Origin of the sequence: Pseudoxanthomonas gei (genome assembly GCF_010119615.1) — a bacterium.
Lineage (GTDB): Bacteria > Pseudomonadota > Gammaproteobacteria > Xanthomonadales > Xanthomonadaceae > Pseudoxanthomonas_A > Pseudoxanthomonas_A gei.
This window is the reverse complement of the sequence record NZ_QOVG01000007.1, coordinates 67318-91582: the sequence shown is the minus strand read 5'-3', so window position 1 is coordinate 91582 and position 24265 is coordinate 67318. Positions and strand designations below refer to the sequence as shown.

At 66.4% G+C, this 24265-nt stretch carries 17 protein-coding genes; 6 read left to right on the top strand and 11 right to left on the bottom strand.

The features are described from left to right. Positions 1-21: 21 nt before the first annotated feature. The 3 genes from DT603_RS11355 to DT603_RS11345 form a co-directional block, all read right to left on the bottom strand. Positions 22-2364: a beta-N-acetylhexosaminidase gene (locus tag DT603_RS11355; RefSeq protein ID WP_162350006.1), complete on the bottom strand. Its 2343-nt coding sequence runs from the start codon at positions 2362-2364 to the stop codon at positions 22-24. An 84-nt stretch (positions 2365-2448) separates the two neighbouring features. After that, complete coding sequence (locus tag DT603_RS11350; protein WP_162350005.1) at positions 2449-5139, bottom strand: TonB-dependent receptor; 2691 nt, start codon at positions 5137-5139, stop codon at positions 2449-2451. 136 nt (positions 5140-5275) lie between these two features. Next, positions 5276-6304: a glucokinase gene (locus DT603_RS11345; protein ID WP_162350004.1), complete on the bottom strand. Its 1029-nt coding sequence runs from the start codon at positions 6302-6304 to the stop codon at positions 5276-5278. Between the two features lie 471 nt (positions 6305-6775). Here DT603_RS11345 and DT603_RS11340 point away from each other — a divergent pair, with 471 nt between their 5' ends. From DT603_RS11340 to DT603_RS11325, 4 genes are read left to right on the top strand one after another with little or no spacing between them, the layout of a single operon-like run. Next, a complete protein-coding gene (locus DT603_RS11340; RefSeq protein WP_162350003.1) occupies positions 6776-7837 on the top strand; it encodes a LacI family DNA-binding transcriptional regulator in 1062 nt (353 codons plus the stop codon). Positions 7838-7852: 15 nt separating this feature from the next. Next, complete coding sequence (locus DT603_RS11335; protein ID WP_162350002.1) at positions 7853-8905, top strand: SIS domain-containing protein; 1053 nt, start codon at positions 7853-7855, stop codon at positions 8903-8905. Next, positions 8902-10041 (top strand): N-acetylglucosamine-6-phosphate deacetylase, encoded by a 1140-nt coding sequence (gene nagA, locus DT603_RS11330; RefSeq protein WP_162350001.1) that lies wholly within the window; start codon positions 8902-8904, stop codon positions 10039-10041. Before DT603_RS11335 ends, nagA begins: the two co-directional genes overlap by 4 nt. Further along, positions 10038-11108 (top strand): heparan-alpha-glucosaminide N-acetyltransferase domain-containing protein, encoded by a 1071-nt coding sequence (locus DT603_RS11325; RefSeq protein ID WP_162350000.1) that lies wholly within the window; start codon positions 10038-10040, stop codon positions 11106-11108. Before nagA ends, DT603_RS11325 begins: the two co-directional genes overlap by 4 nt. A 27-nt stretch (positions 11109-11135) precedes the next feature. Here DT603_RS11325 and DT603_RS11320 read toward each other — a convergent pair whose 3' ends face one another. The 4 genes from DT603_RS11320 to DT603_RS11305 form a co-directional block, all read right to left on the bottom strand. Beyond that, positions 11136-12053, bottom strand: a complete 918-nt coding sequence (locus DT603_RS11320; RefSeq protein ID WP_162349999.1) for a hypothetical protein — start codon at positions 12051-12053, stop codon at positions 11136-11138. Beyond that, on the bottom strand, positions 12050-13474 hold the full coding sequence (locus DT603_RS11315; protein WP_211368405.1) for a glycosyltransferase family 2 protein: 1425 nt from the start codon (positions 13472-13474) through the stop codon (positions 12050-12052). Before DT603_RS11315 ends, DT603_RS11320 begins: the two co-directional genes overlap by 4 nt. 165 nt (positions 13475-13639) lie before the next feature. Then, the gene (locus DT603_RS11310; RefSeq protein ID WP_162349998.1) at positions 13640-14881 is read right to left on the bottom strand and encodes a multifunctional CCA addition/repair protein; all 1242 of its coding nucleotides are present in this window, start codon (positions 14879-14881) and stop codon (positions 13640-13642) included. A 53-nt stretch (positions 14882-14934) separates the two neighbouring features. Then, entirely contained in the window at positions 14935-16911 is a 1977-nt protein-coding gene (locus DT603_RS11305; protein ID WP_162349997.1) for a transglycosylase SLT domain-containing protein, read from the bottom strand. Between the two features lie 112 nt (positions 16912-17023). On the opposite strand from DT603_RS11305, the gene DT603_RS11300 reads away from it, so the two are divergent. Together DT603_RS11300 and DT603_RS11295 are read left to right on the top strand one after the other, a co-directional pair. Then, on the top strand, positions 17024-17803 hold the full coding sequence (locus DT603_RS11300; RefSeq protein WP_211368404.1) for a sulfite exporter TauE/SafE family protein: 780 nt from the start codon (positions 17024-17026) through the stop codon (positions 17801-17803). A 294-nt stretch (positions 17804-18097) separates the two neighbouring features. After that, positions 18098-20893, top strand: a complete 2796-nt coding sequence (locus tag DT603_RS11295; protein WP_162350108.1) for a TonB-dependent receptor — start codon at positions 18098-18100, stop codon at positions 20891-20893. 85 nt (positions 20894-20978) lie between these two features. On the opposite strand, the gene DT603_RS11290 is transcribed toward DT603_RS11295, so the two are convergent. The 4 genes from DT603_RS11290 to DT603_RS11275 all read right to left on the bottom strand — a co-directional run bounded on the left by DT603_RS11290 (position 20979) and on the right by DT603_RS11275 (position 24237). After that, positions 20979-21740 (bottom strand): endonuclease/exonuclease/phosphatase family protein, encoded by a 762-nt coding sequence (locus tag DT603_RS11290; RefSeq protein ID WP_343037755.1) that lies wholly within the window; start codon positions 21738-21740, stop codon positions 20979-20981. 25 nt (positions 21741-21765) lie between these two features. Beyond that, positions 21766-22563 (bottom strand): thiol:disulfide interchange protein DsbA/DsbL, encoded by a 798-nt coding sequence (locus tag DT603_RS11285; protein WP_162349996.1) that lies wholly within the window; start codon positions 22561-22563, stop codon positions 21766-21768. 86 nt (positions 22564-22649) lie between these two features. Further along, the gene (locus DT603_RS11280) at positions 22650-23294 is read right to left on the bottom strand and encodes a thiol:disulfide interchange protein DsbA/DsbL (protein WP_162349995.1); all 645 of its coding nucleotides are present in this window, start codon (positions 23292-23294) and stop codon (positions 22650-22652) included. Positions 23295-23388: 94 nt separating this feature from the next. Beyond that, on the bottom strand, positions 23389-24237 hold the full coding sequence (locus DT603_RS11275; RefSeq protein ID WP_162349994.1) for a c-type cytochrome: 849 nt from the start codon (positions 24235-24237) through the stop codon (positions 23389-23391). Between the last annotated feature and the right edge of the window lie 28 nt (positions 24238-24265).

The following is a 24265-nucleotide window of genomic DNA, read 5'->3' as shown; positions in this document are numbered from 1 at the left end:
GGCGAGGCCCGCGCCTGCTGATTACCGGGGTTGCAGGGTCAACCGGTCCAGCACCCACATTGTCGGACGGGTGTCACCGGTGAAGAACACGCACAGGTCCTGCTTGCCCGGCGATGGTTTCAGCATGGCTCCCAGGATCACGAATCCATCGGCATCGGTGGCGGCCGGCAAAGGCACGCTTGCGAGCACGGCACCTGCGCAGCCCGCGCGGATTTCCAGTTCGCCATGCGGCGTGCGCGCCGGCTTGAACTTGCGCGCCGGTTCGTCATGGGCAAGCTGGAAGTAATAGGGCATGCGGCCTGCCCGCACTTCGATGCGGGCGATGCCATCCAGTCCGGCCGCTTTCCACAGCCAGCACGGATTGAAGATGTCGACGTTGAAGAGGGCGCGTTCTCCTTCCAGCGGACCGTCGTCTTCCAGGCGCAGCGTCAGCGCGCCGGTGCACATGGCCAGTTCCTCGTCGCTGCGGCTCAGCAGCGACGAAACATCCAGCTTGCGTGCTTGCGCGGGGACCAGCGGTAGCCCCTGCACGAAGACCGCCGCACGCAGTTCGGCCGGCAGCTTCACTTCGAAAGGCGCCTTGTACGCAGCCGATCGCGCGGAAGGTGCGCCGCCATCGATGGTGTAACGCATCTGCGGATAACCCAGGGGATTGGACAAGGTGACCAGCGCCTTGCCCTGGGGCTGGTCGCTGACCACGCTGCGTACCTCGAACGGCGTTTGCGCGTAGTCGATGCCCAGCAGGCGATAGCGCTGCAACTGTGCCGCCAGGCGGGCGCGGAATCCGGCCCAGTCCTTTTTCTGACGTGGCGACCAGGCGGTCTCGGCCAGCGCGGCGATCCGCGGAAAAATCGCATGCTGGACCCGGCCGTAGCTGCGCATGTGCTCGGTCCACACATTGGCCTGCAGGCCGAGGATGTGCGCGCGCTGGTCTGCGGGAAGCGCCGCCGGAATCGGCTCGAAGGCGTATACCTGCTGCAACGGGATCAGCGCCGGACGCCCGGGCGGCTCGTTCGGGGAGTCGGTCTGCAGATAGTCCAGATACAGCTCCGAGGAGGGCGCCATGACCACGTCGTGGCCCAAGCCGGCTGCGGTGACGCCGCCTTCGATGCCGCGCCACGACATCACCGTGGCTTCCTCGGGCAGGCCGCCCTCCAGGATCTCGTCCCAGCCGATCAGGCGGCGTTTGTGTGCGACCAGGTACTTCTCCATGCGTTTGACCAGGTAGCTCTGCATGCCGGCCTCGTCCTTAACGCCTAGCTCGCGCATGCGTTCCTGCACGCGTGCCGAAGCCTTCCACTGGTCCTTGACCGCCTCGTCGCCGCCGACATGCACGTAGGTGCCCGGAAACAGCTCGACCACTTCAGCCAGCACGTTCTCCAGGAACTGGAAGGTGCTTTCCTCCACGTTGAACAAGGTGGTGTTGACGCCCCATTCGTTGAGCACGGGAAGCTGCTTGCCGGTGACGCCGAGCTCCGGGTACGCCGACACCGCCGCCTGTGCATGCCCCGGTGCGTTGATCTCGGGCACGATGGTGATGTGGCGTTCGGCGGCATAGCGCACCACCTCGCGTACCTGATCCTGCGTGTAGAAGCCGCAATAGGGCCTGGGCTTGCCGTCGGCGCCAATGCCGCCATCGCCCGCGGGAATGCGGCAGCCGCCGTCTTCGGTCAGTTTCGGATAGCGCTTGATCTCGATGCGCCAGCCTTGGTCGTCGGTAAGGTGCCAGTGGAAGGTGTTGAGCTTGTGCAACGCCATCGCATCGAGCAGCTGCTTGATCTCCCCCACCGACTGGAAGTGGCGCGCCGAATCCAGCATCAGGCCGCGCCAGCCGAAGCGTGGTGCATCTTCGATGCGCAATGCGGGGATCGTGATCGGCACCTCCGGGTTCGCCGTCGCCAGTTGCCACAGCGTCACTGCGCCATAGAACAGGCCGCGCGGCTCGGCTGCCGCCACCCGGACGTGATGCGGGTTTACGTCCAACCGGTAGCTCTCCGGGCCTCCGCCGATGCCTGCATCGATCACGAACTCGATCACTCCGCCTTTTGCCGTGTTGCCGGGGCGCGATAGCGGCACCTCAAGCTTGCGTGTCGTCCGCAGGTAATCGGCAAACTGCCTGGCGACTGCACTGGCCGCATCGCCCTCGGCCAGCAGGGATGTAGTACTGGAAATGCGGAAGCTGCCCTTGGCTGGCTGCAGGCTTGCCGGCAGAGGCACCAGTGAGTAACCCGTTTCCGTCGCCGTGGCGGGCGAGCCCGTGGGCCCGGCGATCGCATTGCAGGCCAAAGGTACGGCCAGTGCCAGCATGGCCGAAAGCAGAACCCGGAACCGGTAGCCAGCTTGCCGCTTGGATGTTCTTGTCATGTCGCCAGTCTCTCGCAAAAAAATCGGGCCCGGACAAGTCCAGGCCCGTGAGGGAAGCACATCAATTGATGCCTTGTCTGTCGATCAGAACTTGAAACGCAGGTTCAGGTAATACTGGCGGCCATTGTTGTAAATGCCGCGTGGCTGGTCTTTGTTGTCCGCGTAGTATTTCAATTTCTCGTTGCTCAGGTTCATGCCGTCCAGCGAGACGCTGACCATGTCGTTGAAGGTCCAGCCCACCGAGGCCGAGACCGACTGCGTGTCGTCCTGGTTGAACGCAGACCGGCGATCCAGGCCGCTGTAGAAGTGCGAACGGTAGTTGTAGGCGACACGGGCATTGAAGTGTTCGTTCTCGAAATACCCCACCAGGTTGAAGGTGTTGCGCGAAGCGCCGACCACCGGGTCGCCATCATCTTCTTCTGCGTCCGTGTAGGTGTAGTTGGTGTTGAAGCCGAAATGTTCGCCCAGCGGCTGTTCCCACGAAAGTTCGATGCCCTTGGCCGAGGCCGGGGCGTTGATCGGCGAGGTGACCAGGTAGTTGCCCAGGTAGCCGTCCGGGTGGGCCGCATCGAAAGTCAGGAATTGCTGGTTGCTGGCGCCCTGGCTGACATAACTCGACATGTCCATGTAGAACACGCTGGCAGACAACAGCGAGCGCGGCGCGTAGTACCACTCCAGTGCGGCGTCGTAGTTGTTGGAGTAGATCGGCTTGAGGTTCGGGTTGCTGGAATTGCCGCCACCGACGTCGTTCTCGTCGGCCGGCGGCGAGAGGTTCAGGCCTCCGGCCAGTGCCGAGTAGTCGGGCCGGCCCATGGTGCGGGTGGCAGCCACGCGCGCGACCAGGGTGTCGCTCAGCTCGAACCTGAAGTTGGCGCTGGGCAGGACGTCGGTGTAGTCGTTCTTTATCGTGAACGGCGAGAAGATGCCGAAGGCCGAACCCTGGATGGCGCCCGGTGTGGTAGTGGTGCCGCCCGGCACATACTGCAGCACTTCCGTGCGGGTCTTGACCAGGCGCACGCCGACGTTGCCGCTCCAGCGGTCGCCGGACAGGTTGGCCTGCACGTAGGCAGCCTGGGTCTTTTCCTCCAGCGAGAAATCGTAGAAGGGGTAGCGGCGAACGACCGGGTCACGATTGGCCTGCACGGCATTCCATGCCGCCATCTGCTCGGCGGTGAAGTACCAGATGTCGCGCGGGAAGTTGCCGCCCAGGCCACTGGCGTAGTCACCGGGATAGTTGCTGTAGCCCTGCGGGAACGTTGCCGGATCAAACGGGCTGGCACCCCAGTTGGGTCCCTGCGCCACCACGTTCGCCGACTCGCGATCGTGGTTGGCCACCCGGACACCGAAGTCCAGCGACTCGAACACGCCGCTCTCGATGAAGTACTGGGCGTCGATCTGGCCCCAGGTGTCCTTGTCCTCGATGTCCAGGTTCTGCAGGCCGAAGATCCAGTCCAGCGCCAGGTTGGCCGGCGGAGTGGCCGTGGAATCATTGAGGTTGAAGGAAGGCGCCCGGTCGATGCCGTTGAGGGCGTAGGAGGCGCCAGTGCCCTGGCCGACGGTCCATTCGGCGACGTCCTGGGTCGGGGTTTCGCCATGGCCGGTGGAGGTGCCCAGCTTGAAGTCCAGGTTGAGCTTGTCGCTCGCCTTCCAATCGGCTTCGAAGGCCACGTAGGTGGTGCTGGCGCTTTCATCCGGACGCGAAATCATGTCGTACAGGCCGGTGTTGACCCCTGGCGTCGGGGCAAATTCCGCCGACACCAGGGTATTGTTGCGCACGACATACCCGGGCAATGGCAGCTGGCCGGCGCCGAGGATGCGCGGGTTGTACAACAGATAGTTGCGGTTGTAGTTGGAGGCATCCAGCTTGGACACGAAGCCGGACAGATCGAAACTCAGGTTGTCCGTCGGCTTGAACTGGACCTCGACCAGGCCACCGCGGCGTTCGCGCTTCTGCTCGAAAAGCGCCGCGCCAATCGCGCGTGGATACCAGACACCCGCCAGCGGGCTGGCCGAGCCGGGGGCGATCTGGTCGTAGCCCAAAACCTCCACGCCGTCGCGACGCAGGGTGCGATCTTCAGAGAAAGCCTGCACCAGTACGCCGAAGGTCGAGGCCTCGTTGCGGAAGTTGAGCAGCGCATTGATCTGCGGATCGGTCTCGCCCGGCAGGGTGGCGTAGACGGCGCCCACCGAACCGCTTGCGGTGAAGGTTTCGGCGAATTCGGTCGGCTTGCGGGTAATGATGTCGACGGTGCCGGTGACGCCACCCTCGTTCAACTTGGCCTGCGAGGTCTTGTGCACCAATACCTGGCTTACCAGGCTCGACGGCAACAGGGTATAGCTGACGCTGCGGCCGGCGTTGTCGCTCTGGTTCAGTACGAACCAGTCACCCGAGGAGACCGGGTGGCCATTGATCTGGGTCAGGGTGAGGCTGGGATTGGTGCCGCGCATGGACACGCGGTCGTTCTCGTCGAAGCCGCCCTCGGTCGCGCCGGCCGAGCTTATGGTGACGCCGGGAAGGCGCTGCAGCGAGTCGGCGACATTCTTGTCGGGCATCTTGCCGATGTCCTCGGCGGTGATGACTTCGACATGCGACTTGGCCTCGCGTTTCACATCCAGAGATTTCTCGATGCTGCCCCGGATGCCGGTGACGACGATCGTGTCGAGGTCTGTCGCTGCATCCGCAGGCGCTGTTGCCACCTCCTGCGCATGCAGTTGTGCGGCGAAGCCAAGGCTTGCCACGATCGCGGCCGAAAGGATTGATTGCTTGCAGTTCATGATGCTTCCCTATCGCTGGTTGAGTTGAGGCAGCGAAGACGGCTGCCATGCATGTGCTTCATTGCAACTACGCGATCACTTGCTGGAGGATCCGCCTGCGTTCAAGCAGTCAATCCATTCGGTGCGACGACTTCTCCTAATCACCCTCACATTGGCCGAGGTACCAGTTCGCGGCGCCGATGACGCCGAGTTGTCCGTGCTCGACCAGGCGCACGGGTATGCGTTCCAGCGCCGCGCGCATCGGTCCCTTGTTGAGGAAGCGTTCGACGAAGCTGCTGTTCAAGAGGAATTCGCGGATATGCGGCAGGATGCCGCCGGCCAGGTAGACGCCGCCCTGCGCGCCGTACAGCAGGGCCATGTCACCCACCGCGCTGCCCAGCAGGCCGCAGAAGACCTCCAGGCTTTCATGCGCCTGCGCGTCGCTACCTGAAATGGCGGCGGCAGTGATCTCGTCCGGCGTGCGGTACGGATTGCGGCCGCCGCGCATTGCACACAGCGCGTTGTGCAGGTTCATCAGGCCGGGCCCGGAAAGCGCGTACTCGACCGGCACGTGGCTGCGGTCCTTGAGCATTTCCGAAAGCACGGCCATTTCCAGCGCGTTGCCCGGGGTCAGCGCAGCCTGGCCGGCCTCGGTGGCCAGGACCAGCGCGCGCTTGCCGGCCGGGATCCAGACCGCGGCGCCAAGACCGGTGCCAGGCCCAAGTACCAGGGTGGGGCCGGACACGGGTGCGGTTTCCGGGCCGCTGAGATGCAGCACTTCGCTGGCATCCACGTAGGCGGCCGCATGCGCCACCGCTTCGAAATCGTTGACCAGCAGCAGTTCGCGGAAGCCCAGTCGTTCGCAGATAGCCTTGGGCGACAGGCGCCAGGGCAGGTTGGCGGTGATCACCGTGCCGTCTTCGAGCGGATAGCCGGCGCTGGCGATGACGCCGTGGGTGACCGGCTCGCCGTGCAGGGTGCCGATGAAATCCTCGATGATTTCGGCCAGGCCGGGGTATTGCGCGCAGACGTATTTGCGGTACTGCAGCACGCTGACTGGATGCGCCGCGTCGCCACTTCCCCGCACCAGGCCAATGCGTACGTGCGTCCCCCCCACATCGGCGGCGATGAAAGGCGCCCGCAGCGAGGCTGGAGAGTCCGGCGTTGGATTGGCGTTGGCGACCACAGTGCTCCCCGTGTTCTCGTGCCCCGCTGCAACGAATCGCAGGGCATTGGCGCCGGAGTGTGGGAGCGTTCTGACAACGTTGTCAACGGGCTGTCACATAAAATTTGAAGATGCCGTCGTATTAATGTCATTGATGGAACTGAATACGCACGAGTCTGATTTTTTGAATAAAGACTAGCCTTATACGTTCATAAATGATGCTTTGCTTGCGGTCAAAAGAAGTACCCGTCGGCCGACGTCGACGTGGACGGGGGGAGTGACAGGTCTCGTGGATGCGCCATGAAAGTAGCCCGACGCGACAAAGTATGACAACGTTAGCCCCGGTCATTACTTGGGGCCCAGGGTTGAGGACACGCTCGCCAGCCCACTTCCCACGTACGGCCGGAAAGCGAGAAGGCGTTGTTGCCGCCCGCGGAATATTCACGCGGCCGGGCAGGACGAACAGGCGGGCCACACCGGGAGCAACAGAGCATGGCTGAGCAGGGCACGCGCCGACCGACCATACGGGACGTCGCCGCGCACGCGAAGGTTTCCCTGAAGACCGTATCGCGCGTCATCAACAACGAGCCCTCGGTGATGCAGGGCACCCGCGCGCGCGTGCTGCATGCGATCGCCGAACTCGACTACGAGCCGGACCCGTCCGCGCGCAACCTGCGCAGCGGCACCCCGTTCGTGATCGGGCTGATCTACGACAACCCCAACCCGTACCACATCATCGGCGTGCAGAACGGCGTGCTGGCCGCCTGCCGCGAAACCGGATTCGGCCTGCAGATCCATCCATGCGATTCGACCTCGCCGTTGCTGGCCGAGGAGTTGGCCGAGTTCGTTCAGCGCTCGCGACTGGCAGGCCTGGTGCTGACTGCACCGATGTCAGAGCGCATGGACCTGGTCGCGGCACTGGCCGCGCGCGGCGTGAAGCTCGTACGCATCATCGCCGCGACCGAGGATCCCAACGACGGCTACCCCTGCATCTACGTGGACGACCACGACGCCGCCTACGAAATCACCGAGCACCTGATCCAGCTGGGCCACCAGCGCATCGGCTTCCTATGGGGCGGGCTGGCGCACCGCTCCAGCACCGAGCGCTACACCGGCTACGAACGTGCGCTGAAGGAATACGGCATCACCCTGGACAAGCACCTGGTCATCCCCGGTGACTACACCTTCGACGACGGCTTCCGCGGCGCGCGCCGGCTGCTGGCGCTGCGCGAACCGCCCACCGCGATCTTCGGATCCAACGACGAAATAGCCGCCGGCGTACTGGCGGCCGCCAAATCGGCGGGCATGAACGTGCCCTACGACCTGTCGATCGCCGGCTTCGAGGACAGTCCGTTTTCCAAACAGTCGTGGCCGGCGCTGACCACCGCCAAGCAGGCCACCGAGGACATCGCCAGGCAAGCCGCGCGCCTGCTGATCGCAGGCCTGCGCAGCGACGCCTATGACGACCATCCCGCGCCGCTGCACAACCAGGGTTTCGTCCCGCAACTGGTGGTGCGCGGTTCCACTGCGCCGGTCCGTCCGCGCAACGACTGAGGCCAGGTCATCCATATGAGTGCCGCACCTATCCGCCCGCTTGACCTGCCCGACCCGACCGGAACCCTGATGTTTGCCGAGGCCGCGCAAGCGGCCGACGTGGTCCAGGCCCAGTTCCAGCGCAACCAGGCCGTGCTTGCCGAGCTGGCTGCGGACCTGCGCCGCGATCCCCCGCCGTTCGTGGTGACCTGCGCGCGTGGCAGTTCCGACCATGCTGCCACCTACGCCAAGTACCTGTTCGAAACCCAGCTGGGCATCGTCACCGCTTCGGCGTCGCCGTCGGTGGGCTCGGTCTACGAAGCGAGACAGAAGCTGGATGGCGCGCTGTATCTGGTGATCTCGCAGTCGGGAAAGAGTCCTGACCTGCTGCGCAATGCCGAAGCCGCGCGCGAGGCCGGCGCGCGCGTGGTCGCACTGGTCAACGTGGAGGATTCCCCGCTGGCCCAGCTGGCGCATACGGTGGTCCCGTTGCATGCCGGGCCGGAGCGCAGTGTCGCGGCGACCAAGAGTTACCTGTCCTCGCTGTCGGCGATCCTGCAGCTTGCGGCCAACTGGAAGAACGAAAAGCCCTTGCTCGACGCGCTGGAAGTGCTGCCCGACCGCCTGCGCGCGGCCTGGCAGGCGGATTGGTCGCCACTCACCGAAGGCCTGGTCGAGGCCCACAACCTGTTCGTGCTCGGCCGTGGCCTGGGCCTGGCCGCCGCGCAGGAAGCGGCGCTCAAGTTCAAGGAAACCTGTGGCCTGCACGCCGAGGCCTACAGCTCGGCGGAAGTGAAGCATGGCCCCATGGCGCTGGTCGGCCCGGGCTTTCCGGTGCTGTGCTTCGCCCAGCCCGATGAAACCGAAGCCGGCATGCTGGCGCTGGCGCAGGAGTTCCGGGCGCGCGGGGCCGGGGTCTGGGTGTGTTCGGCGCACGGCGATCTGCCACTGGTGCAGGCCTCGCACCCGGCCTGCGCACCGCTGCTGACCATCCAGAGTTTCTATCGGGCCATCAACGCGCTGGCGTTGCGCCGCGGCCACAATCCCGATGTGCCGCCGCATCTGAACAAGGTCACCGAAACCACATGAGCGGCCTCGCGCTTTTCAATGGAAGGGTGCTGACCGATCGCGGCATCGAGGACGGACTGGCGGTGCTGGTGGAAGGCGGCCGCGTTGCGGCAGTCACCACGCGCCACGAAGCCCTTCAGCGCGCCGATGAAAGCCACGACCTGCAAGGCGCCACGCTGCTGCCCGGTTTCATCGATTGCCAGGTCAACGGCGGTGGCGGCGTGTTGTTCAACAACGCCACCGATGTCGCGGCCCTGCGCCGCATTGGCGCGGCGCATCGCAGATTCGGGACCACCGGCTTCCTGCCCACCCTGATCAGCGACGATGCCGCGCGCATGCGCGCGGCCATCGGCGCCACCGAAGCGGCCATCGCCAAGGAAGTGCCCGGCGTGCTCGGCATCCATCTGGAAGGCCCGTACCTGGCGCCGGCCCGCAAGGGCACCCATGACGCCGGCCAGTTCCGGATACCGGGCGCCGAAGAGATCGAGCTGGCCACTTCACTGGGCAACGGCCTGACCCTGATCACGCTGGCGCCGGAACAGGTGGGCGCCGAAACCATCGCCGCCATGGTCGCGCGCGGCGCCATCGTCTGCGCCGGCCACACCGCTGCGACCTACGAACAGGCGCGCGCCGGGATTGCGGCGGGCGTCCGTGGCTTCACCCACCTGTACAACGCCATGTCGCCGCTGACCGGGCGCGAACCCGGTGCAGTCGGTGCGGCGCTGGAAGATCCCGATACCTGGTGCGGCGTCATCGTCGACGGCCATCACGTGCATGCAGCCAGCCTGCGCGTGGCACTGGCGGCCAAGCCGCGCGGCAAGCTGTTCCTGGTCACCGACGCCATGCCGCCGGTGGGCGCCGACAATCCCAGCTACGAGCTGTACGGTGAAACCATCACCGCGCGCGATGGCATGGTGCGCAACGCAGCCGGCGCGCTGGCCGGCTCGGCGCTCGACATGGCCACGGCGGTGCGCAACAGCGTGGCGATGCTGGGTGTGCCGCTGGCCGAAGCCGCGCGCATGGCGTCCACCTACCCGGCCGAGTTCCTCGGCATCGGCGACCGTTACGGCCGCATTGCAATGGGTTACCACGCCGACTTCGTGGCGCTGGATGCCGAGCTGCAGGTGGTCGCGACCTGGATCCGCGGCAAACAGTGAACGAGGCGCCACGCCTGGCCTCGGTCGACGCCTTGCGCGGCCTGACCGTGGCGGCGATGTTGCTGGTAAACAATCCAGGCGACTGGGGACATGTCTACGCGCCACTGCTGCATGCGCAGTGGCATGGATGCACGCCGACCGACCTGGTATTCCCGTTTTTCCTTTTCATCGTCGGGGTATCCATCGCGCTGGGCATCGTGCCGCGCGTGGAAGCAGGTGCGGAGCCCGCCCCTCTGCGTCAAGCAGTGTGCCTGCGCGCGGCGAAGATCATCGGATTGGGATTGCTGCTGCACCTGCTGGCGATGTGGTTGCTGGGCAAGCCTGCCTTCCGGCCGTGGGGCGTGCTGCAACGCATAGGCCTCTGCTTCGGCATCGTTGGACTGTTGGCGACCGCGACGCGTGCCTGGCTGCAATGGGCACTGGTTGCGGCGTTGCTGCTCGGCTACTGGGCATTGCTGGCCGCAGGGGGTTCGTATGCGCCGTGGGAGAACCTTGCCAGCCGCATCGATGGCGCGATGCTGGGTCCACTGGCCTATCAGTACGATGCATCTACCGGCCGTGGACACGACCCCGAAGGATTGCTGAGCACGCTGTCGGCAATTGCCACCACGCTGCTGGGCCTGCGCGCGGGCCAGTGGCTGCGCAGTGGGGAATCTTGGCGCCTGTTGCCGGCCTCGGTCCTGGCCGTGGCGGTGGGCGGGCTGTGGTCGCAGTGGCTGCCGTTGAACAAGAACCTGTGGACCTCTTCCTACGTCCTGTGGACCGCGGGCTGGGCCATGCTGGCGCTGTGGCTTGCGCATGCGCTGGTGGACAGGCGCCGGTGGCCGCCGCTGGGCCGGAGTTTCGGAGTCAATGCGATCGCGGCCTACGCCGGATCAGCCGCGATGGTCTATGTGCTGGCCGGCCTGGGCTGGTGGGAGCCCCTCTATCGCCTGGGCTTCAGCAACGGGCTGGCGCCGCAATTCGGCCCGACCTTTCCCTCGCTGGTGTTCGCACTGGCCTTCGTCCTGTTCTGGTGGGCCGTGGTGCGCGGCCTGGACCGTCTCGGCTGGCATCTGAAAGTGTGACGCATCGTTCCGACGCGCCGACTCCGCTCAGAGGTCTATGACCGCCTCGATGCTCGCGAAGCGATAGGCATACGTCCCGTTGCCGGTCTGGCCCACCACCGGGGTGTCGCGGTAGCCGGCATTGGCGCGCAGCCACGCCTTCTTCCAGTGGGGTGTATCGACCCCGACTTCCAGCAGGCGCGCACTGCGCCAGCTTTCGGCATCGTTGCGTTGCCGGCCTGCGCCGATGATCGCGCGCCACTGGTAGCCGCCACGATTCCTTCGCAAGGCCAGCACGCCCAGCGCCTCGCCATGCCATTCCGGCGAGTAGTAGTCCCCTTCGTGGGCAACGCTGTTGCGGAAATAGCGGGTGCGCACCTGCACGCTGATCCCCTGCTCGGGCAGCGCAGCGAAAACAAGGTTGCCGCGCATGTGGGTGCGCAGGTTTGTGCCCGAACCGAAATCCTGCAGCCCCGCCAGCGCGGTGGCGGTCCAGCGCGCGCCGAGCGGAAGATCGATGGCGGCGCCGGCGAACGTCAGCATGAGGTCGCGCTCGACGCCTTGCCGCGTCTCCAGCAGTTCGCGCTCGATGAAGAACTCCTTGCGGCGCGCATCCTGGCTGTGGAGGGACGCGCTACCCAGCAGGTCCTCGCCATTGGTGCCGGCATCCACCTTCCAGCGCCAGTTGCCCCGGCCGCCTGCCGCCCGGCCATACAGGCGGTTTTCCGACCTGGACCAGTCGTCGCCGGCAAAGCGCGCGTGTTCGAGCTTCACGCCCAGCCAGTGGTCCTCATCCACGCGGCGCAGGTCCCAGCCAAGGGCCTGCTTCGATGTTTCATTGCCATCGGCATCCGAGGAGAACCACAGTTCCGGCCTGAGCGCCTGGCCCGGCGCATCGTCGGCCGCCGCCTCGGCGGCCAGCCCCAGGCCGAGCGCAAAGGTGAGTGCGAGGATCGCCGGTTTCATTTCGTGCCCCAGGTCTTGCGGAAGCGGAACAGTTCGGCGGCATATCCCATCACGCAAACCGGTTGCAGCAGCATCGTGTATCCCACCGAATAGAACAGGAAGCCGCCCCAGTTCCGCCGCACTCGCAGGCCCTGCTGCTTGAACATGCGGGTCTGCACGCCGAAGATCACGATGTTCCAGACCATGGCCAGCGGCAGCACCAGCAGGGTCATGAGCCCGGCGATCCAGTAGTAGCCGAACAAGGCCAGGACCAGGCCGGGCAGGAAGGCCAGCGTATAGACCAGGTCCAGCGGCAGGAACAGCAGGTTCCACCAGATGAACAGCGTGCTCATGCGCGGCGCCAGCAGCAGGCGGCCGTGGCGCGCGAAGGCTTCCATCAGGCCGCGCGACCAGCGCTGGCGCTGGCGCGAGAACTGCCTGAAGCTGGTGGGCACCTTGGTGAACAGGCACGCATCCTCGCAATAGCCGATGCGCGCGCCGGTCGCCAGCAGTGCCCACGACACCACGATGTCCTCGCCTACGCATTCGGGCCAGCCGCCGACCTGTGCCAGCGCTTCGCGCGTGTACAGCGAGAACGCGCCCTGGGCCACCAGCGTGCCGTGGTACATGCTCTGCATGCGCTTGACCGCAGCGATGCCGTGAAAATAGTCCCACTCCTGCGCACGCGCGAGCCAGTTATCGCGTGAGTTGCGCACCAGGACCGCGCCGGCCACCGCCACCGTGCCGGCGGGGTCTGAGAGAAAGCGCTGGACGATCTTGCGCAAGGCATCGGTGCGCAGGTAGGAGTCGCCGTCCACCGTCACCACCAGCGCCTGGCCGGTTTCGGCGAACCCGCGGTTCAGCGCCGCCGACTTGCCCGCATTGCGGGGCTGGGCGATGACACGTATCAGCATGCCCTGGCGCGACAGTGAAGCGGCCGCGGACCTTGCGATGGAAAGGCTGTCATCCGTGGATCCATCGTCTATTACCAGCACTTCCACAGCACCGGTGTAGTCCTGTTGCGCCAGGCTCTGCAGCGTGTCGGCGATGTTCTCGCCTTCGTTGTAGCAGGCCACTAGCACGCAGACCTGGGGGTAATGGGCGAACTCGCGCCGCGGCGGTCGGTGGTCAGCGAGTATCGAGCCGATCAGGAAGGCATTCATGAAGCCGGGCACGTAGGCAATGAAGGCGATGACTACCACAGCCAGGCCTAAACCCACCACATGCGACAGCTCGCCTAACCAGGACTGCGAGAGCCAGACGCTCAAGGCCATCCACGAGGATGCGAATGCCAGGACCACGGCGAATTTCAGCCGAAGCGGCATATACAGGGTCTTGCGCGACACCGCCGATGCGGTCGCTGGCACCGGCTGCGCGACGTACGAATCTGGCAACGGGTCGGAGGTCGGGTCCGGGGCCATGGCGGTGTCGATCGTGTACATGGCAATCCAGGCGCCGGCGTGGCAAACCCGACAGTATAAGCAATAGCCATGCCAAGTCAGGATTCGGTGTTTTGAGTCGCTTGCGCCCCGGCGCAGTGCAAACGACGGCGTCCGTTTAGGGCACAAAGTGCAAGCTGCGTCACATTTACCGCTGAAACGGCTCCGTCAGCCCGGCCCCGCGTCGCCCTGCGGCCCACGCGCGCTGGCAATCGCCAGGATCCGCGCCTGCTTCAGGGCCAGTCCCAGCGCCGGGCCGCTGGCCTGCTCGGGCAGGTCGCGGGCGCTGACGGCCAGGGCAACGCGATGGAGGCGCACCAGCTCGGGTCCTTGCGCATAGTCCGCCTCCTCGCTGCCGAGGCGACCGCGCTTGTCGGCCTCGCACACCAGCGCCAGCTGGGCGATCCGCTCGGGCTTGCGGAAGCCATCGCAGCGCGCCAGCAGCTCGAACACGGTGGCATCGCGAAGTTCGTCCAGGCGATGCACGTTGAGGTGCTCGCGGCAGGCCATGATCGCCAGCTCGCGGTGGGCGGTGGGCACTCTCAGGCGTTCGCACAATGTTTTCAGGGGGGCGAGGCCGGCGCGCTCGTGGCCGATGTGTTTCGGCAGCACCCCGGCGGGCGTCAGGGCCTTGCCCAGGTCGTGGACCAGCGCGGCGAAGCCGATCACGTCGTCGCCCGGGGCGAGTCTTGCCGCCATGTCGCTGACCAGTTCCTGGTGCATGCCGGTGTCGATCTCCGGATGGTATTCGGCACGCTGCGGCACCCCGTACAGGGCGTCGACTTCCGGCAATACCTGCACCAGCGCATTGCACTGGCGCAACGTCCGCAGGAAGGCCGACGGCGTTGGCGCGCGCAGCGCGCGGAGCAGTTCCTGCCAGACCCGCTCGGGCACCAGTTCGGCCAGCTCGCCGCCTTCGGCCATGGCCCGCATCAGCTGCAGCGTTTCCGGCGCAATCGAAAATCCCAGCCCGGCGAAGCGCGCCATGAAACGCGCCGCCCGCAGCACGCGCAAGGGATCCTCGACGAAGGCGCTGCCGGCGTGGCGCAGGACGCGCGCGTCCAGGTCGCGGGCGCCTCCCAGCGGGTCGGACAGCGTGCCGTGCTCGTCCTGGGCGATTGCGTTGATGGTGAAATCACGACGGCGCAGGTCTTCTTCCAGGGTGACCGAAGGATCGCTGTCGACCACGAAGCCGCGGTAGCCGCGGCCGCTCTTGCGTTCGGTGCGCGCCAGTGCGTATTCCTCTCCGGTTTGCGGATGCAGGAACACGGGGAAATCGCGGCCGACCGGCTTGAAGCCCTGCGCCAGCATCTCTGCAGGCGTGCTGCCGACCACGACATGGTCGCGGTCACCGGGTTGCAGGCCCAGCAACCGGTCGCGTACCGCGCCGCCGACCAGATAGGTTTTCATGCAGCGATGATGCCTGACTTCTCCCTTCAGGCGCCGTGGCAGGGAAGCAAGCCTCAGCTCTTCGGCAACTGCGCGCTTGGGCAGGTGAAGGATTTGCGCCTGGCCTGCACGCGGCCGAGCATGCGATCAGTCAACGGCAGCGCATCGCCGTTCAAGCGCCAGTCGTAGATCACGCTGAAGGCCAGCACGCGGGCCACGTACTCGCGGGTTTCCTTGTAGCTGATGGTCTCGATCCAGAAATCCGGATCGTAGTTGGGACGCTGCGACTGCCAGCGCGCGGTCGGCGCGGGGCCGGCGTTGTAGGCGGCGATGGCCACGTAAGGCACGCCGTACTTGTTTTCCATCTGCCGCAGGTAGGCGGTGCCCAGCATGATGTTGGTATCCGACTCGTACAGGCTGGCCGCGCCGCCCCAGGCCAGGCCCAGGCTTTTGGCGGTGGCCGCGCCGGTGCTCGGCAGCACCTGCATCAGGCCCATGGCGTTGGCGCCCGAACGCGCCTTGGGGTTGAAGATGCTTTCGGCGCGTATCTCGGCGGCGACCCAGGCCGGATCGATGGCGTTTTTCGCGGCTTCGCGGCGGATGGTGTCGACGTGGTGCAGCGGAAAGCGCAATTCGTACAGGCGCTGCTCATCGGGTCGGCTTTCACCACGCACGCTGCCCAGCGAGAACACCGCGCGGTCGAACCAGCCGTTGTCGCGCGCCACTTCCACCGCGATGCGGCGCTGGGTGTCGTTGAAGCGCGCCAGCGCGCTGTTCCATTCACTGGTCGCCCAGCCCGGCCGCTCCAGTTTCCACAATTCCATGGCGCGGACGATGGCCGGATCGCGGGCCACGGCGGTGCGCGCGGCCGCGCCGTCGTTGGGAATCCATGCGCACAGCGCATACGGCTGTTGCAGGCGGTCGGCGGCCAGGAAGCCATGGAACGTCGTGGTCTTCGCCGCTTCGCGGAACAGGCGCTGGGCTTCGGTGTTGTCGCCGGTCTTTTCAGCCAGCCGCGCCTCGAAATAGCGCCAACGCGAATCCTCGCGTTGCGCCTTCGGCATCTTGCGCACGGCCGCCAGTGCCGCGCGCCAGTCGCCGCGCGCCATGGCCTCGCGGGCGCGCCACTCGTGCAGCTTGTCGTCATAGACCGATTCGGGCACCGCATTGAGGCGGCGCGCCGAATCCGGCTCGTAGGAAGCCACCGTCCACAACGCCACCTCGTACAGCACCTTGCCGCGCTCGCCTTCGCCCATGCCCAACGCGCTGGCGTACTGCGGAAGCTGCAGTTCGGCGCTGGCCGGGGCTGACTTGGCCAGCCGCATCAGCCCGTACATGGCCATGCGCCGGCTGCGTTCGGTCTTCGGCCAGCCGAGCGCGCGCGCATGTACGCTATCCAGGAAAGCCGCGTAATCATTCGCCAGCGCCGCATCGGCCATGGGCAGCCCGCGCGCGGCACTGCGCATGACCGCCGACTGCTGTTCGGCGGCGGCCTTGTCGATGCGTTCCCAGCGCAATGAAGCGGGCAAGCCGCCCTGGGTGGCGAGGAGGGCGAACACCGGGTCGCAGCTGTCGGGCAGCGCCTTGCCGGTGCTGGTCCAGATTTTTTGCGCGTCGCTGGCCCACTGTGCATCGGCCTTGCCCAGGGCCTGGCGCGCGTTGAGTTCGGCGCATTGCAGGCCGACGTTGGAAGTCGGCTTCCAGGCAGCGCGCAGGGTCGGCCAGTCCTGGCGACGCGACAGTGCGGGCAACCACAGGGCGCGGAACGCCTCGGCCACCGCCTGGCCGTCGTAGCGCCTGAGGAAGGACTGCGCCTGCGAGGTCGGCAAGGTGTCGATATTGCGTTTCAGGTCGGCCAGTTCCACCCAGCCGAAGAGTGGGTGAGCGGCGAGGCCCGGGTACTGGGCCGCATCGAAACGTCCGCTTTCAGCGGCCGCCAGTGCGGCCTTGAGCTGCGGGCGCTGTGCATCGAGGTTCTGCGCAGCGGCGCGCGGTGCGGACGAGAGCAGGCAGGCGGCAGCGAGTACGATGGCGAGGCGTGGAATTTGCATGCGCGGGATACTAAAGGATGGAGGGTGAACAGCCTTTCCCGCCGCGCCCGTGCAGGCGCCCGCATGGTCCTGGTCGGTCAGCAACGGGGTGGGTGTGGTTGAAGGAATCTGGATGTTCCCGCTGCTTGGGATCGTGGCCGGCGTACTGGCGGGCTTGCTGGGTGTCGGCGGTGGCCTGGTGCTGGTGGCGGCACTGGCCTGGCTGTTGCCTTTGCATGGCATTCCCCGCGAAGCCGCGATGCATGCGGCGCTGGCCAGTTCGCTGGCCAGCATCGTACTGACCGCCGCCTCTTCGGCCTACGCCCACCATGGCCGTGGCAGCGTGCTGTGGCCGACGGTGAAATGGATGGTGCCCGGCCTGCTGCTGGGTGGCTGGCTGGGCAGCGGCATCGCCGTGAAAATGGATGATCAGGTGCTGCGCTGGGTGGTCGCCGGGTATTGCGTGCTGGCGGCGCTGCAGCTGCTGTTCGGCAAGACCCGCGCGGGCGACGCGGCGGCGCTGGCGCGTGCGCCGACCGGCCTGCCGATGTCGGCCGCTGGCGTGGGCATCGGTGCGATGTCGGCGGTGGTCGGCATCGGCGGCGGCAGCATGACCGTGCCCTTGCTGGTGTGGCGCGGGGTGGCGCCGGTAAGGGCGGTGGGCACTTCCAGTGCCTGCGGCGTGGCGATCGGTCTGGCCAGCGCGCTGGGCTATGCCTTGCATGCCCCGGCGGGCGCGCTTCCGGAGCACGCCATCGGTTACGTCTACCTGCCTGCCGCCATCGGCGTGGCCGCTGCCTCGGTACTGGCCGCGCCGTATGGCATGCGCCTGGCGCACCGGATCAGCGGGCTGGCGCTGAAACGGATCTTTGCCGCCTTTCTGATAGCCGTCGCGGTCTCGCTGCTCGTGTAAAGCGAAGGCGAGAACCGGGATTACATTCGGCTTCGTTTCACTTGCCGGCTTTACCTTTCCTTTACAAACTGCGCGGAGATCGCTGGAGCAGGGGCGAGCGGTCGATCTTCCTTCCCGCAGAAGAGAGACGCCATGAACATCCTCGGTTCAAGCCCGTTACGTCCAAGCCCGTTCCGTCAAAGCCTGCTCATCCCCACCCCGTACCATCAAGGTCTGCGCGAGGCCGGCCTGCGCCGGCAAAGATTGTCCCGCGCCGTCCACCTCAGCCTGTTGCTCGCCGTGCCCGCCTTCACCATGCCAGTCCTGGCGCTGGCCCAGGAAGAGCAGGCCAAGACACTCGAAACCGTGACCGTGACCGGTAGCCGCATCAAGCGCGCCGAGCTGGAAGGCCGCGTGCCGGTGCAGACCCTGACCCGCGAGGACATCGAACGCACCGGACTGACCTCCATCGGCGAGATCGTGCAGGAACTCACCGGCTCGGGGTCGGCACTCAACACCAAGTTCAATTCTTCCGGCAACTTCGGCTTCTCGCCCAATGGCGACGGTGTCGGTGCGGGGTCGGCGCAGGTGGACCTGCGCAACCTGGGTCCCAAGCGCGTGCTGGTGCTGGTCGATGGCCTGCGCTGGGTCAATGAATCCTCGGCATCGGGCGTCAGCGCCGCGGTCGACGTCAACACCATCCCGCTGGCGCTGGTCGACCGCATCGAAGTGCTGGAGGACGGCGCCTCGTCGATCTACGGCTCCGACGCCATCGCCGGCGTGGTCAACATCATCACCCGCCGCAATGTGGAGGGCGGGCAGGTGACGGTGCACTACGGCCAGTACGGCGAAGGCGATGGCCAGCTCGGCGGCGCCGACCTGTCCTGGGGTTTCAATACCGACCGCAGCAACCTGTTCCTCAGCCTCAGCTATACCAAGCAGAAGGAAGTGAGTTCGGATGATCGCGCGATCAGCGCGATCCCCCTGCAGGGCGGCAGTTCGCGCGTTCCCGGCGGTCGCTTCGCGTTCACCGACCCGGACGGCAATGAATACGACCTCACCACCAACGCCGGGCTCTCCAATCCGGTCTATACCCCTGGGCTGCCCGATTGCGAATCGGGCGTGGCACGCACCGACGATTTCCATTGCTTCGACTTCGGTACCGACGCCTTCAATTTCGCGCGCTTCAACATGCTGGTAACGCCTTCCGAGCGCCTGGGCGTGTTCGGTCAATACCGCTTCCAGTTCACCGAGAACACCAGCTTCTACGCCAAGGCGCTGTTCAACCGCCGCGAATCGACCAACCGCGCCGCGCCCGAGCCGATCGACCTGGGTCCCGGCGCCGGCACGGCCTACACCGCCAACGTGGTCATCCCCGCCAACCACCCCTTCAATCCCTTCGGCTTCGAGCTGGTTGGTGGCGAGGGCGGCAACATCGGTACGATCCGCCGGCGTCCGCTGGAAGGCGGGCCGCGCATCTTCGAGCAGCAGGTGGACACGCAGTACTTCGCCGCCGGGCTGGAAGGCTCCTTCGGCGGCCAGCGCCGGTTCTTCTGGGACGTCAACGCGGCCTACAGCAAGAACGAGGCCGAACAGACCAACCGCGGCAGTTACAACTCGCGCAACATCGCCACTGCGCTGGGTGACCCCGCGGTGTGCGCCGCCACGCCGGGCTGCACGCCGCTGGACATCTTCGGCTTCGGCACCATCACCCCGGCGATGCTCGCCTACATCAGTCCGCTGTTCCGCGACCGCAGCCAACAGGAACTGACCCAGGCCACGGCCAACCTCAGCGGCGTGCTGTTCGAAGGCTGGGCAGGCGACGTCGAATTCGCCACCGGTTACGAGTACCGCAAGTACCAGGGCAGCTACAACCCGGATCCGCAGACCGTGGCAGGCGAGTACAACGGCGTGCCGTCGCTGCCAACCTCGGGCAGCTACGACGTCAACGAGGTGTTCGTCGAATTCAACGTGCCCTTGTTTGCCCAGGACGGCGGCAGCCAGAAGCTCGACCTCAGCCTGGCAGGCCGCTATTCGGATTACTCGACCTTCGGCGGCGAGTTCACCCCGAAATACGGCTTGCGCTGGCAGGTGGCCGAGGAGCTGTTGTTGCGGGCAACCTATGCCGAAGGCTTCCGCGCGCCCTCAATCGGCGAGCTGTATGGCTCGCAAAGCCGCTTCGATGCACTGTTGGTGGATCCCTGCCTGGTGCCGCCCACCGCCCCGCTTGGCTCGCTCGCCCCGATCGCGTGCCCAGGGGTTCCGGTAGGCGCGCGCCAGAACGACCCGCAGATCCCGGTCCTTACCGGCGGCAACCCTGCCCTGGATCCCGAACGCGCCCGCAGCTTCAGCGTCGGCATGGTCTTCAGTCCGGCGTTCGCGGTCGATGCCCCGTGGTCGGAGAAACTCGATTTCGAGGTCACCTTCTATCGCCACGACCTGCAGGGCGCGATCCAGGCCATCGACGCGCAGACCCAGCTGGACCTGTGCGCCAACACCCAGGCATCGCAGTACTGCGACGGCATCACCCGGCTGGCATCGGGCGAGATCGATACCTTCAGCAACTTCCTGGTCAACCTGGGTTCGATCAAGACCGATGGCTGGGACGTGGACCTGTTCTGGACCCTGCCTGAGACCAGCTGGGGTCAGTTCAAGCTGGCATGGCAGAACACCTTCGTCACCCGCTACGAGGCACGCGGCGCCGGCGGCCAGTTGCAGCCGCAGGGCCCGGGCATCGTGGTCAACGACAGCGCGATTCCGGAGTGGACATCCACGGCGGTGCTCGGGTGGGAGTCCAGCGACTGGAGCGCCTCGTGGACGGTGCGGCACCTTTCGGAAATGGAGGAAACCTGCCTGGCCGCCGATCCGGCCACCTATTGCAGCGATCCTGCCGGAGGCAGCAACACGCTGGACGCCACCACCTACCACGACGCCCAGGTCGGCTATGCCTTCGACGTGCTGAAGGGGCTGCAGCTCACCGCCGGCGTCAACAACCTGTTCGACGAGGATCCGCCGGTGTGTACGTCGTGCTCGCTCAACGGCTACGAAGCCTCCACCTATGACATCCCGGGCGGGCGCTTCTTCTACCTGCGCGCGGACCTGAAGTTCTAGTGATCGGACCGGACTGCCGAAACGAAGAAGGCCGGCATCGCCGGCCTTCGTCATTGCGGGTCGTCACGCTTGCCGCATGACTCTCTCAGCGCAGGGCGCTGTGCGGAACGTCGATGCTCATCGCCAGGGCCAGATGATCGGAGAACGCCGCGGGAATGGCGCGCGCATCGGCGAACTGGATGCGTTCGCTGACCAGGATATGGTCGATGGCCCGCTGCGGGCGCCAGCTCGGGAAGGTGGGCACGCAGAAGCTCGGTGGGCGCAGGTGGGTGCGCTTGTAGAGCAGTTCCATTTCCGGGCGGTCCGGCACGCAGTTGAAATCACCCATCAGCACCGCATGCGGATGGTCGGCCAGCAGTTCGGCGATGAAGGCCAGTTGCGAATGGCGCGACGCCGCGCCCAGCGACAGGTGCGCCACCGCCACCACCAGGCCGTCGTCACCGGTGCCGAAGCGCGCCATCAGCACGCCGCGGCCGCCGATGCGGCCGGGCAGCGCATGGTCGCTGACTTCCATCGGCTCGACCTTGCTCAGCAGGCCGTTGGCGCTGGACGCCACGCGTCCGACGTTGCGATTGGTCTGGTGGCTCCAGAAATCGAAGCCGCCCTGCTCGGCCAGGTAGTGGGTCTGGTTGGTGAAGCCGGAGCGCAGGCTGCCGGGATCGGCTTCCTGCAAACCGACGATGTCGTGTTCGCCAGCCATTTTCGCGATCGAATCCAGGCTGACCCGCTTGCCGGCCGAAATCGCATGCGACCAGCTGCGGGTCACGTAGTCGCTGTAGCGACGCGTGCTGGAGCCGGCCTGGATGTTCGCGCTGAGCAGCCTGAGCCGGCGCGTGTCCGTGGTCACGGTCACGTGGGAAGGATCTGGGGGCTTACTTCGCCGGGCCAGACATCGCCGCCCGTTCGCGCGCGACCAGGTGCTCGACCGTGTTGAACATCACGTCATAGCCGCGCTGGTCCACCGACACCAGGTATTTGCCGGCGACCACGAGCGAGGGCGTGCCTTCGACCTTGGAGCGCACCGCGAACTGCTTGGCGCGGTTGAGCTTGGTTTCCACGCCGAAGCTGGACATGGTGCTGGCGAAGGTCTTGGCGTCGACGCCGTATTTGGCATAGAAGGCGCCAATCTGCTCGGGAGTCGAATTGAGTTCGAGGCTGTGCTGCACGTGCAGGGCGTTGAACACCGCGTCGTGGCTCTTTTCCATCACGCCCAGGGTTTCGGCGGCATAGAAGGCGCGCGCGTAGGTGATCCAGTAACCACCGAACGCCGCCGGGACCGGGGTGACCTGCACATCGGCCGGCTGCTTGCGTTTCCAGGCGGTGATCAGCGGTTCGAACTGCGCGCAATGCGGGCAGGTGTAGCCGAATACCTCAGCCACTTCGATCTTGCCCGCCTGTGGGGCATAGGGCTGGCCGGCGTCGATTTCGGTGTAGTCGGTGCCGGCCACGGGTTCGGGTCCCGCCGGTGGCGTGGCGGTGACCGGCGCTGCCGGCGCGGTCTCGGCCGCGGCCGGCGTGGCCGCAACTGCGGCCGGGGCCGCCACTTCCGCGGGCGGGGCGGCGGTGACCGGGGCCGGGGTCTCGGTAGCTGCGTCTTTCGGGCCGCAGGCGGACAGGAGCGGCAACACGGCGACCAGCGCCAAGGCGATCAGTCTGGAAGGAAACTTCATTGACAACTCCGGCGTGGAAGGTGGATTGCGGGCCAGCACTATGCCCGCGAAGCAGGCAGTTTCATACGCGAGGCGTTACGCAGGCGTCACTTGCGGGCCGCGCGCTCCCGCGCCACCAGGAAGTCGGTGATGCGCAGGCTGTCATCGAAGCTGCGTCCCAGCACCCGGTATTTGCCGTTGACGATCAGGGTGGGCGTGCCCTCGACCCCGGTCACGGTGGCGAAGTCCCGGGCGCGGTCGATCAGCAGGTCGGTGGCCGGGCTGTCCATGGCCGCGACGAAGGCCTTGGGGTCGGCGCCATAGCCGGCGTAGAACGCGGCGATTTCCTGGTTCGACACATTCTGTATGGGCAGCGTGCCGGTCTCGTGCACGGCCTTGAACATCGCATCATGCGATTTGGCCAGCACGCGCAATTTGGCGGCCGCGTAGTAGGCGCGCGCATACGGCGTCCAGTAGCCGCCAAACGCCGCCGGCACCGGGGTAAAACGCACCCATGACGGCTGCTTCTTCTGCCAGGCGCTGAGCACCGGCTGGAAATGGGCGCAGTGGATGCAGGTGTAGCCGAATACTTCCGCCACTTCCACCTTGCCAGCCAGCGCGGCATACGGCTTGCCCCCGGCAATCACGACGTAGTCGGTGCCCTCGACCGGCGTAGCCGGTGCAGTGGACGGGGCGGCACTGGCGAACAGCGGCACCAGCGCGAGCAGCACAAGCAACAGAGGTGATTTCATCAGGCGGGCTCCGGGCACAAAAAGAAACGCCGGCCATGATTGGGCCGGCGCGATGAACAAGACCTGTGATGCGACCGCGCCACGCGCGCTAAGTTCAGGACTGCTGCGGGGCGGGCTCGGCGGCGGGCGCGGGTGCGGCCGGAGCGGGTGCGGCAGGTGCCGCCGGTGCCGGGGCCTTGCCCGTCGAGGCGGCGTCATCGGCGCGGTCATGCAGGCCCTGCACGTAGGTGCCCAGCGCCTGGATTTCCTGGTCGGTCAGCTTGTTGGCGACCTGGGCCATGATGTTGAACTGCGCCGGATTCTTCTCGGTGGTGGTGCCGCTGCGGTATTCCTGCAGGCGCCGTGCCGCGTAATCCTGGCGCTGGCCACCCAGGTGCGGATAGGCGGGGCCGGGGTTGCCGGCGCCGCTGGGACCGTGGCAGGCCATGCAGGCCGGGATGCCGCGGGTGGCGTCGCCGCCGCGGTACAGCTGCTGGCCTACTTCGTAGAACTTCATGCCCTTGTAGGCGCCGTCGGCGATCAGGGTGTCGTCGGCGAGGCCGGCGCTGGCCTTCTGGGTCGCGAAGTAGGCGCCGATGTCGCGCATGTCCTGCGGGGTCAGGTTCTGCACGAACGGGACCATGGCCACGGCCGGGCCGGTGCGCTGGCCGGTGGCGATCAGGGCGATCTGGTGGGCCACGTAGCGTTCGCTCTGGCCGGCGATGTTGGGGTACTGCGGGTCGCTGGCATTGCCATCGGCGCCATGGCAGGCCGCGCAGGCCGAGGCCTTGGTCTGGCCGGCCTTGGCATCGCCCCACATGGTCTTGCTGAGGTCGATCTCCAGCGGCGCGGTGACCACCGGCGCGTTGTCGGGCAGGGGGGCCACGGTGGTCTGGGCAAATGCGACTGCACCGACGGCCGCAATGGCCAGTCCGGCAAGTCCAAAAACGCGAGCGTGGCGCATGCTAAAGCTCCGGAAATCATGAAAAGGC

Coding starts and splice junctions, on each gene's coding strand:
- DT603_RS11355 (WP_162350006.1), bottom strand. CDS start 2,364: ATGACAAGAACATCCAAGCGGCAAGCTGGCTACCGGTTCCGGGTTCTG.
- DT603_RS11350 (WP_162350005.1), bottom strand. CDS start 5,139: ATGAACTGCAAGCAATCAATCCTTTCGGCCGCGATCGTGGCAAGCCTT.
- DT603_RS11340 (WP_162350003.1), top strand. CDS start 6,776: ATGGCTGAGCAGGGCACGCGCCGACCGACCATACGGGACGTCGCCGCG.
- DT603_RS11335 (WP_162350002.1), top strand. CDS start 7,853: ATGAGTGCCGCACCTATCCGCCCGCTTGACCTGCCCGACCCGACCGGA.
- nagA (WP_162350001.1), top strand. CDS start 8,902: ATGAGCGGCCTCGCGCTTTTCAATGGAAGGGTGCTGACCGATCGCGGC.
- DT603_RS11320 (WP_162349999.1), bottom strand. CDS start 12,053: ATGAAACCGGCGATCCTCGCACTCACCTTTGCGCTCGGCCTGGGGCTG.
- DT603_RS11315 (WP_211368405.1), bottom strand. CDS start 13,474: ATGTACACGATCGACACCGCCATGGCCCCGGACCCGACCTCCGACCCG.
- DT603_RS11310 (WP_162349998.1), bottom strand. CDS start 14,881: ATGAAAACCTATCTGGTCGGCGGCGCGGTACGCGACCGGTTGCTGGGC.
- DT603_RS11305 (WP_162349997.1), bottom strand. CDS start 16,911: ATGCAAATTCCACGCCTCGCCATCGTACTCGCTGCCGCCTGCCTGCTC.
- DT603_RS11300 (WP_211368404.1), top strand. CDS start 17,024: ATGTTCCCGCTGCTTGGGATCGTGGCCGGCGTACTGGCGGGCTTGCTG.
- DT603_RS11295 (WP_162350108.1), top strand. CDS start 18,098: ATGCCAGTCCTGGCGCTGGCCCAGGAAGAGCAGGCCAAGACACTCGAA.
- DT603_RS11285 (WP_162349996.1), bottom strand. CDS start 22,563: ATGAAGTTTCCTTCCAGACTGATCGCCTTGGCGCTGGTCGCCGTGTTG.
- DT603_RS11280 (WP_162349995.1), bottom strand. CDS start 23,294: ATGAAATCACCTCTGTTGCTTGTGCTGCTCGCGCTGGTGCCGCTGTTC.
- DT603_RS11275 (WP_162349994.1), bottom strand. CDS start 24,237: ATGCGCCACGCTCGCGTTTTTGGACTTGCCGGACTGGCCATTGCGGCC.